General features: G+C 67.2%; 8 protein-coding genes. 5 read left to right on the forward strand and 3 right to left on the reverse strand.

Annotation, left to right across the window (positions count from 1 at the left end; translation table 11 throughout):
* Positions 1-44 precede the first annotated feature (44 nt).
* Together AB4089_RS11950 and AB4089_RS11955 are read right to left on the reverse strand one after the other, a co-directional pair.
* Entirely contained in the window at positions 45-563 is a 519-nt protein-coding gene (locus AB4089_RS11950; protein WP_441409490.1) for a methylated-DNA--[protein]-cysteine S-methyltransferase, read from the reverse strand.
* Entirely contained in the window at positions 560-2092 is a 1533-nt protein-coding gene (locus AB4089_RS11955; RefSeq protein WP_441409491.1) for an AlkA N-terminal domain-containing protein, read from the reverse strand. Before AB4089_RS11955 ends, AB4089_RS11950 begins: the two co-directional genes overlap by 4 nt.
* 90 nt (positions 2093-2182) lie before the next feature.
* Between AB4089_RS11955 and AB4089_RS11960 the strand changes: the two genes are divergently transcribed.
* Both AB4089_RS11960 and AB4089_RS11965 read left to right on the forward strand, forming a co-directional pair.
* A complete protein-coding gene (locus AB4089_RS11960) occupies positions 2183-2860 on the forward strand; it encodes a DNA-3-methyladenine glycosylase (protein WP_441409492.1) in 678 nt (225 codons plus the stop codon).
* 52 nt (positions 2861-2912) lie between these two features.
* On the forward strand, positions 2913-3545 hold the full coding sequence (locus AB4089_RS11965) for a hypothetical protein (protein ID WP_441409493.1): 633 nt from the start codon (positions 2913-2915) through the stop codon (positions 3543-3545).
* 6 nt (positions 3546-3551) lie between these two features.
* Here AB4089_RS11965 and AB4089_RS11970 read toward each other — a convergent pair whose 3' ends face one another.
* Positions 3552-4169 (reverse strand): GNAT family N-acetyltransferase, encoded by a 618-nt coding sequence (locus AB4089_RS11970; protein ID WP_441409494.1) that lies wholly within the window; start codon positions 4167-4169, stop codon positions 3552-3554.
* A gap of 135 nt (positions 4170-4304) precedes the next feature.
* Here AB4089_RS11970 and AB4089_RS11975 point away from each other — a divergent pair, with 135 nt between their 5' ends.
* The 3 genes from AB4089_RS11975 (at position 4305) to tyrS (ending at position 8629) form a co-directional block, all read left to right on the forward strand.
* The gene (locus tag AB4089_RS11975) at positions 4305-4862 is read left to right on the forward strand and encodes an adenine phosphoribosyltransferase (protein WP_441409495.1); all 558 of its coding nucleotides are present in this window, start codon (positions 4305-4307) and stop codon (positions 4860-4862) included.
* 149 nt (positions 4863-5011) lie between these two features.
* Entirely contained in the window at positions 5012-7240 is a 2229-nt protein-coding gene (locus AB4089_RS11980) for a HelD family protein (protein WP_441409496.1), read from the forward strand.
* A 75-nt stretch (positions 7241-7315) separates the two neighbouring features.
* The gene (gene tyrS / locus AB4089_RS11985; protein ID WP_441409497.1) at positions 7316-8629 is read left to right on the forward strand and encodes a tyrosine--tRNA ligase; all 1314 of its coding nucleotides are present in this window, start codon (positions 7316-7318) and stop codon (positions 8627-8629) included.
* Positions 8630-9087: the final 458 nt, after the last annotated feature.

Here is a 9087-nt window from a genome sequence, read left to right on the forward strand (position 1 = left end):
GGCGGACTGCCAGGCCAGACAACGCGACGGTCTAATCCTTCGTCCTATGGCCGTGCCGTGGCGAGGGCGAGTTCGCGTTCCCGGTCCAGCAGGCTGCCCTTGACGGCGAGTCCCCAGCGGAAGCCGCCCAGGGTCCCGTCGGTGCGGACCACACGGTGGCAAGGAACGAACAAGGCCGCGGCGTTGAAGGCGCAGGCACTGGCCGCCGCACGGACGGCCCTGGGATTGCCGGACAATTCCGCGTACTCCGAGTAGGTCACGGGGTGCCCCGGAGCGACCGTCCGCAACACGTCCCAGGCATGGCTGCGGAAGGGCCCGGACTTCTGCAGCACCGGAACGGCCATGGCAGGCTCCGGATTCCCCGCGTAGAACGACTCGACGGCCTCGGAGATGGCGCCCATCCCGGTAACGGTCTCGAATTCGCCGGGCAGCAGGTCGGCATGGATCTGCCCGGTCAGTTCGCCGGGGATGGCGGTCCAGCCCGATGACAGGACGACGCCGTCACGGGCAATGATGGTGAATGGGCCGTCCGGGGTGGACATGGTCAACAGCTGGGCTTTCATGGTTTCGCTTTCTTCGGAGTCTGCGCGGAAGTTTGTGTCGGTGTCTGTTGTGTCGCCGGTGGCGGCTTGCGCGCCGCGGCCTGGGCGGCCGCTGCCGCGCGCCACAGGTGCATGGTGGCGTAGGAGCGCCACGGGCTGACCTCGCGGAAATCAGGGTTCAGCGCGGCGCCCGGGGCCGGGGCGAGGGACCGGATGCCGTTCCGGACGGCCGCGTCGTTGCCAAGGAACACATCCGGTGCTCCGATGACCCGCATCGCGACGTATCCGACGGTCCACGGCCCGACGCCGGCGAGCGGCAGGAGCTTGGCCTCCAGCCCGTGCACGTCATCGCCGTAGCCGAAATCAAGGTCCCCGGAGGCCATGGCTGCCGCCGCGCCGCGCACGGAGTCGATCCGCCGCTGCGGGCCGCGGAGCAGTTCGAAGCCGGATTCGGCAATCTGGGCGGCCGTCGGGAACAGCCGGTGCAGGCCGTCGGCGGGCACCAGGCTCTCGCTCCCGGCCGCCGAAAGCTGGACCAGTGCGGTCCGCGCGGCAGCCACCGTGATCTGCTGGCCGATCATGGCCCGGATCAGCAGTTCCTGCGGATCAACGGCGCCGGGCATCCGCATCCCCGGTGTGGCCGCCACCGTGGCGGCCAGGCGGGGATCGGCGGCGAGGGCGGCATCGATGGCGACGGGATCGGCGTCGAGGTCCAGGAGGCGGCGGACCCTGCTCAACAGGGCGGCAAGGTCCCGGAGGTCGACGGCGCCGATGGTCAGCACGAGCGGGCGCCCGGGAGCGCCGGCGTCGTAATCAACCCGGAAACGGGCATCGCCGTGGGTCAGCCGCAGGGTCCGGGCGTAGGAGTGGGAGGTGCCTTCCTCGATCCCGGGGATAGCGCGGACGGCGAGGAAGTCGAAGACACCTGGGTCGAACGGTTCCCGGTACGGAAGGTTGAGCGTGAGCGCCGTGGTGGCTGCGGGGGCGCGGTGGTGCCGGGCCGTGGCCCGGAGCGCGGAGGGCGTCATGGCGAAGACCTCGCCGATGGTCTCGTTGAACTGGCGCACGCTGCTGAATCCCGCGGCGAAGGCGATGTCCGAGACTTTCATGGCGGTGGAGACCAGCAGGGTGCGGGCGGTCTGGGCCCGGCTTGCCCGCGCCAGGGACAGGGGTCCGGCGCCGAGTTCGTGGCTGAGGATCCGGTTGAGCTGGCGCGAGGAATAGCCGAGCCGGGCCGCCAGCCCTTCGACGCCGTCGCGGTTGATCACGCCATCATTGATGAGCCGCATGGCGCGCCCGGCGATATCCGAGCGCACGTTCCAGGCCGGGGTGCCGGGCACAGCCTCCGGCAGGCAACGCTTGCACGCCCGGTAGCCGGCCTCGTGCGCGGCCGCTGACGTCTCATAGAACGTGACGTTGTCCGCCTTGGGCGTCCGGGCAGGACACGAGGGCCGGCAGTAGATCCCGGTGGTCCGGACGGCTGTGTAGAACTGCCCGTCGAATCGGGTGTCCCGGGCGTCGATTGCCCGGTAGCGCTGCCAAAAGTCCATGACCCCATCCTGCCAGCTTCCCGGATCGCCTGCTAGCGGAATTCGGACACGGCCGTGGGTGCCTGCGGCGGCATTTGTTAAAGTCTGAACATGACAGAGCCCGGCACGCACGCTTCGCTCCGGGCGATGCTCTCGGCCGACGCCCGGCACGTGGCGCCGCTTCTGCTCGGCGCCATATTGACACACGACGGGCGGGAAGGCTCCGTCTCTGTGCGGATCACCGAGGTGGAGGCATACCTGGGACCGCATGATTCGCGCCACCCTGATCCCGGGTCCCACACCTTCCGCGGCCAGACGGCCCGCAACGCGCCGATGTTTGGCCCGGCGGGCCACCTGTACGTGTATTTCACGTACGGGATGCACCACTGCGCCAATATCGTGTGCGGGCCTGAAGGGGTGGCGTCGGCGCTGCTGCTGCGGTCCGGCGAAGTGGTTGCGGGACATGAGCTGGCCAGGGCCAGGCGTCCGACGTCGAAATCGGACAACGACCTCGCTAGCGGGCCCGCCCGGCTAGCCACAGCGCTGGGCGTCACGACGGCGGACAGCGGGCGGGATGCCCTGGCGCCGCCGTTCAGGCTGGAACCGCCCGTGAATCGGCCGGACGGGGTCGCGGGCATCAGCTCCGGCCCCCGGGTTGGCGTCTCCGGCGCCGGCGGCAGCCACGACTACCCCTGGCGGTTCTGGCTCACGGGCGACCCCACCGTCTCCCGCTACAAGCCGGCAAAGCCGAGAAGAACTGTAAAGGCCGCAAACGCCCGGGGCGGGTAGCCGGGCACGTACCCTGGTGCGCAACGTCGGCGCTCAGGGAGGATGGAGCGCTATGGGCGAGGGCAAGCGCGGAAAACCGGGCAGCGAGCTGGAACGGCTCCAGATCTTCGCGCAGCTGGCCACCGAGTACTTCGGCATGGTTGAGCTGTTCACACCCGATCTGGCGCCGGCCGCGGCGGACTCGGCCGAGGCAGAGCGCCGGCACTGGCTTGAGCTCTTCCGTGCAGCCTTGCTGCGAAAGTTCGTCGTCCCGGATGAGCACGTCTCGCTCAAGCTCGTGGTGCGGGCACTGCGCATGTGCAACTACTCTGCGGACTCCCGCATTACCGAGGGGACGGCAGAAGCGGGCAGGTTGTTCACGAACGAGATGGTCCGGGACCGCGAGGCACGGATGGCCGAAATCGCCGCGAACGACCACGACCTGTTCGAGGACGTCCTGTATGGCCGGCTCCTCCATGGCGACGCCGACAGGTTTCGCCGGTCCGGGTGGGCCGAGGACTACGCCCGGCTGAGCAGCGTGGCAGCCGGGCGGTTCGACGCCGAGCGGGCCTTGCGAATAGCGCTGGACGTCGTCGCCTACGGGCTTGCCAATGACCTCCTGCGCCCGCCCGAACCGGACGAACCCGGGCCGCCCACGGCGACCGGGCCCGCAGCCGAACCCGGGCCTCCAGCCGTCGGAACGTAGGAATTCCTAGGACGCGGCGAGGCTGCTGAGCCCGTAGTCGGCGCCGACGGCGAACGGGGCGAGACGGCGCCGAAGGTCCTCGCGCACTTGGGGCCACTCCTGGGCGAGGATCGAGTACACGGCGGTATCCGCCCTGCCCCCGCCTGGCGCCGCGCGGTGGCCGCGGAGGATCCCCTCGAAGTGGGCGCCGAGCCGTTCGATCGCCGTCGCGCTCCGGGTGTTGCGGGCGTCGCAGCGGAACGCCACCCGGTGGACTGCCAGTACTTCATAGGCGTAGGCAAGGAGCATGTGCTTGCTCGCCGGGTTGACGTGGCTGCCCCAGAACTGCCTTCCATAGAAGGTTCCGCCGATTTCCAGGCGCTGCTGGGCCGGCACGTAGTCGCGGAGGGACGTGGTGCCCAGCAGGGCGCCGGTGCGGCCGTCCGTCACGGCAAACGGAATTGTGGCGGGATCCTCCAGCCGTGACTCGAAGAGGCCGGCCAGTTCGCCGGTCGTCCCCGGCATCGGGGCCGCCATGCCTGCCCACATGCCGGAATCCACAAAATCAAAGAGACCCGCCGCGTGGTGCGGGGCCAACGGAACCAGGCGGACCCCATGGCCGGAAAGGACGATGTCGTGTCGCATTGGAGCATTCAATCACCGGCCGGGTGGACGGGACCGTCGAATCAGGCGCCGCCGAAATGAACATTGGGTGGCCGCGAGGTTGCCCGCCGAGCAGGGCCGCCGGGTTGGTTTGCTACCAGCCAGTAAGGTGGATGGGTGAATCAAAGCGAGCTGAACCAGACCAAGACAGCACTGCCCGTGGATGAGCTGATCGAGAGCCTGTGCGCCACCATCCCGGACTATCCCAAACCCGGAATCAGCTTCAAGGACCTCACCCCGGTGTTCGCCGACGGCAACGCCTTCGGAGCCGTCGTCGATGCCCTGGTGGGCCCTTTCCAGGGCCAGTTCGACGCCGTCGCCGGAGTGGAAGCCCGCGGCTTCCTGCTCGCGGCTGCCGCAGCGTACGCCACCGGGACCGGAGTCATCACCGTCCGCAAGGCCGGCAAGCTGCCGCGCGAAGTGTTCTCCGAGGACTACGCCCTGGAGTACGGCACCGCCACCCTCGAGCTGCACACCACGGATCTGGCGCCGGGGAGCCGGGTGCTGATCCTCGACGACGTGCTCGCCACCGGCGGTACGCTCGGCGCCGCGGCGCGGCTGTTCGAGCGGTGCGGGATCCACGTGGCCGGCGTCGGCGTGGTCATGGAACTCGACGAACTGGCCGGGCGCTCAGCCCTGACCGGCCACAACGTCCGCTCCCTGCTGAGGATCTAACGGGCGCACGGTGGCTGGATCATTCGTGGCGTATCGGTAGAATTCCCTGACGAAGACTGCCTCGGCACTGTTCGGGGACATACAACCGCTATGTCTGCCGAAATGGCTGTAGAATGGTGGGTCCGTCTTTTTCGATAGGGGAACGTTCGATGCACGACGCTGATTTGGCCCATGAACGCGACTATGTGGCCGGACTTTACGCCCGGCTCGATGAGTTGCGGGCAGAGAAGCGCACCCAGCTGGCCCAGGTGCGCCGTGCCGGTGCCGTAGGCACCATGCAGAACGTCTCCGAACGCGATGCCTTCGCCGCGCTCTACGAGGACCGCCTCGCCCAGCTGGATGCCGTCGACGACCGGCTGGTATTCGGCCGCCTGGACCTGGATTCCGGCGAGGCCCAGTACATCGGCCGCATCGGCCTGACCACCGAGGACCTGCAACGGCTCATGGTGGACTGGCGGGCGCCCGAGGCCGGCCACTTCTACCAGGCCACGGCGTTCGACCGCCAAGGGGTTCGCCGTCGCCGTCACCTGATCCTGCAGGGCCGCGAGGTCAAGGCGATCGAGGATGACGTCCTCGACGCCGACATGCTCGCCGACAACGATTCGCTTCAGGGCGAAGGCGCCCTGCTGGCTGCCCTGAACTCCAAACGGACCGGCCGGATGTCAGACATCGTCGGCACCATCCAGTCCGAGCAGGACCGGATCATCCGTTCCTCCATCTCCGGTGCCCTCGTGGTCCAGGGCGGTCCCGGCACGGGCAAGACCGCCGTCGCGCTGCACCGCGCCGCGTACCTGCTCTACACCCACCGGGACAGGCTCAAGAGCGCCGGCGTCCTGCTGGTGGGACCGACGTCGTCCTTCATGAAGTACATCGAGCGCGTGCTGCCCTCACTCGGCGAGACCGGCGTCGTGATGGCGAGCCTGGGCCGGCTTATGCCGGGCATCACCGCCGTCGCCGAGCAGGACTCCGCCGTGGCGGCCATCAAGGGCCGGCTGGACATGGCCGAGGTGGTCGCCAACGCCGTGGCCAACCGGCAGCGCATTCCGGCCGGAAACAGAATCCTCGAGGTCGATGGCCGCAAGCTGGTCCTCACCCCGCGGCAGGTCCGCCGCGCCAAGGAACGGGCGCGCGCCACGGGCAAACCGCACAACGAGGCCCGCGTCTCCTTCGTCAAGATCCTGCTCCGCGAGCTGACCGAGCAGATGACGGAGCTGGTGGAGGCCGGCAACATCGGCAACAACGCCGACCGCTCCTACCTGGCCGAGGACGTCCGCTCCGCCCGGGATGTCCGGATCGCCCTGAACCTGTGTTGGATGCCGATGACCCCGGAGAAGCTTGTGGGGGAGCTGCTGAGCAAGCCGGCCATCCTCGAGGCATGCACCCCGAACCTCAGCCCGGAGGAGCGGGCGTTGCTGCTCCGCCCCGCGGATTCGCCGTGGACCGAGTCCGACGTTCCGCTGCTCGACGAGGCCGCCGAATTGCTCGGCGAGCTCGATGCCGCCGCCGGACGGGGCCTGGCGCAGCAGGAACAGGACCGTGCCCGCGACCTCGCCAACGCCAAGCAGACCTTGGTCAACATGGAAACCGCCGGAGTGGACGTCCTCGTCACGGCCGAAGACCTTGTGGACCAGAACCAGGAGCGCGAGACGCGGCTGACCGCTGCAGAGCGTGCCACCACGGACCGCAGCTGGGCCTTCGGGCACATTGTGGTGGACGAGGCTCAGGAGTTGTCGCCCATGCAGTGGCGGCTCCTGGTCCGGCGCTGCCCGCTGAAGTCGTTCACGATCGTGGGCGACATCGCCCAGACCAGCTCCGTCGCCGGCGCCAACTCCTGGCACAGCGCCCTGGGCCCCATGTTCGGCGACCGCTGGCAGCTCGAGGAACTGACCGTCAACTACCGCACCCCGTCCCAGATCGCCGAGGCCGCGGCCCGCATGGCTACCGCGGCCGGCCTGGTGGTTTCCGCGCCCAAAGCCGTCAGGGAAGGACACTGGTCCCCGGTCATCGACCGTGTCGGCTCCGGCCAGATCGTCAAGAAGCTCGTTGAGGTGCTCCCGGAGGAACTGGCCGCTATCGAGGGCGGCCTGCTGGCCGTCATCGCCGACGGCGAGCTCCTCCCCGAAGCCAGCGCGGCACTGCGGGCGGTGTACGGCCACCGTGTCGGGACCGGAGCGGGAAGTTACGCGCAGGACATCGTGGTGATCAGTCCCCGCGAGGCCAAGGGCCTGGAGTTCGACGGCGTCGTGGTCCTGGAACCGACGGACATGCTCAACCACGAGCATGGCCGGGTGGGGGACCTGTACGTTGCCATGACCCGGCCTACGCAGCGCCTGAGGCTCATCGCCGCCTCCGGTGTCCCGGCCGGCATCGAGGAGTAGGCCCGGTCCGGCTTGCCCGTCCCGGGCCGGAGTCACCTGTGATGCGGGTCCGTCGATCCTGCTAACTTAGATTCCGTGTCCCAGCTAAATATTCTCGATGCCCAGCAGAACGACCCCAGCTTTGCCAATATCTGGCAGGAGCTGAAATGGCGCGGCCTTGTCCACGTCTCCACGGATGAGGCAGAGCTCGAAAAGCTCCTCGCCGGCGATCCCGTGACGTATTACTGCGGCTTCGATCCGACCGCGCCGAGCCTGCACCTGGGCAACCTTGTCCAGCTGTTGGTCATGCGCCGGCTCCAGCTGGCCGGCCACAAGCCCCTCGGGCTGGTGGGCGGGTCCACAGGCCTTATCGGTGATCCGCGTCCGACGGCGGAACGCACCCTGAACACCAAGGACACCGTGTCCGAATGGGTGGGCTACCTGCAGGCCCAGGTCCGACGCTTCCTCAGCTTCGAGGGCGACAACGCCGCCCGGATGGTCAACAACCTGGATTGGACGGCGCCCCTGAGCGCCATCGACTTCCTCCGCGAGATCGGCAAGCACTACCGCGTCGGCACCATGCTCCGCAAGGACGCCGTGGCATCCCGCCTCGGTTCCGAGGAAGGCATCAGCTACACGGAGTTCAGCTACCAGATCCTGCAGGGCATGGACTACCTGCAGCTGTTCCGCGAGCACGGTTGCATGCTGCAAACCGGCGGCTCGGACCAGTGGGGCAACCTCACCAGCGGTACCGAGCTGATCCGCAAGGTCGAGGGCAAGCACGTCCACGCCCTGGGAACGCCGCTCATCACCAACTCTGACGGCACCAAGTTCGGCAAGAGCGAGGGCAATGCCATCTGGCTGGATCCGGCCATGTGCAGCCCGTACGCCTTCTACCAGTTCTGGCTCAATACGGCGGACGCGGATGTCGCGGACCGCCTCAAGGTGTTCACCTTCCTGAACCGTGCCGAGATCGAGGCACTGGAACTCGCGGTCGCCGAGCGGCCCTTCGCCCGCGAAGGCCAGCGGAAACTGGCCTATGAGGTAACCTCGCTCGTCCACGGTGTGGACGCCACCGAGAAGGTCATCGCAGCCTCGGCCGCAGTGTTCGGCAACGGCGATCTCTCCGCACTGGACGAAGCGACGTTGAAGGCGGCAACTTCCGAGCTGCCCTCCGCCACGGTCGACGCCGGCGCCCTGGGCATCATCGAGCTGCTGGTCGCCTCCGGTCTGTCAGAAAGCAAGTCCGCGGCACGCCGCACCGTCGGGGAAGGCGGGGCCTACGTCAACAATGCGAAGGTGTCCGATCCCGACGCCGTTATTGCCGCCAGCGAGTTGCTCCACGGGCGTTACCTGCTCCTGCGGCGGGGCAAGAAGAACCTGGCCACGGTGGAAGTCGCCGCGTCCTGATCAACGTTCATGACGCAGCCTGCACGCTCCTCCCCGGCCGATTTGCGCGGCCGAGGGGGAGCGTGTATTGTTTTCTGAGTCGCCGCCGTTGAGTGGTGACAAACCCCCACAAATGAGAAGCAATTCTCCATGCGCTAGGCGCACATAATGGAAATTGCTTCAATTCTGCTGGGCGGATTCGCTCCACAAAGTGAAATTCCGATGAAAATCGCGAGTTTGCAAAGTGGAAATGAATGAAATAAGCTATAAACATCGCAGCGAAGAAAAACGAAATAAGAATTCATGGAAATGAATTGTTTCGGTAAATATTCGAATGTGTCTGTTGTTTGAGAACTCAATAGTGTGCCAAGTTTGTTGATACCAATTTATTGTAATGGATTGGTTGAATTGACCAGGTTATGCCACCCCGTGGTGTGGTCTGGTTTTTACAGCTGGTTTCAAATTTTGTGCAGCCTGGT

The organism is Arthrobacter sp. 2MCAF15, assembly GCF_052115605.1.
Lineage (GTDB): Bacteria > Actinomycetota > Actinomycetes > Actinomycetales > Micrococcaceae > Arthrobacter.

What these genes read in the sequence shown, in the direction of transcription:
- AB4089_RS11970 (WP_441409494.1), bottom strand. Translation starts at nt 4,169, where the DNA reads ATGCGACACGACATCGTCCTTTCCGGCCATGGGGTCCGCCTGGTTCCG.
- AB4089_RS11950 (WP_441409490.1), bottom strand. Translation starts at nt 563, where the DNA reads ATGAAAGCCCAGCTGTTGACCATGTCCACCCCGGACGGCCCATTCACC.
- AB4089_RS11965 (WP_441409493.1), top strand. Translation starts at nt 2,913, where the DNA reads ATGGGCGAGGGCAAGCGCGGAAAACCGGGCAGCGAGCTGGAACGGCTC.
- AB4089_RS11960 (WP_441409492.1), top strand. Translation starts at nt 2,183, where the DNA reads ATGACAGAGCCCGGCACGCACGCTTCGCTCCGGGCGATGCTCTCGGCC.
- AB4089_RS11980 (WP_441409496.1), top strand. Translation starts at nt 5,012, where the DNA reads ATGCACGACGCTGATTTGGCCCATGAACGCGACTATGTGGCCGGACTT.
- AB4089_RS11955 (WP_441409491.1), bottom strand. Translation starts at nt 2,092, where the DNA reads ATGGACTTTTGGCAGCGCTACCGGGCAATCGACGCCCGGGACACCCGA.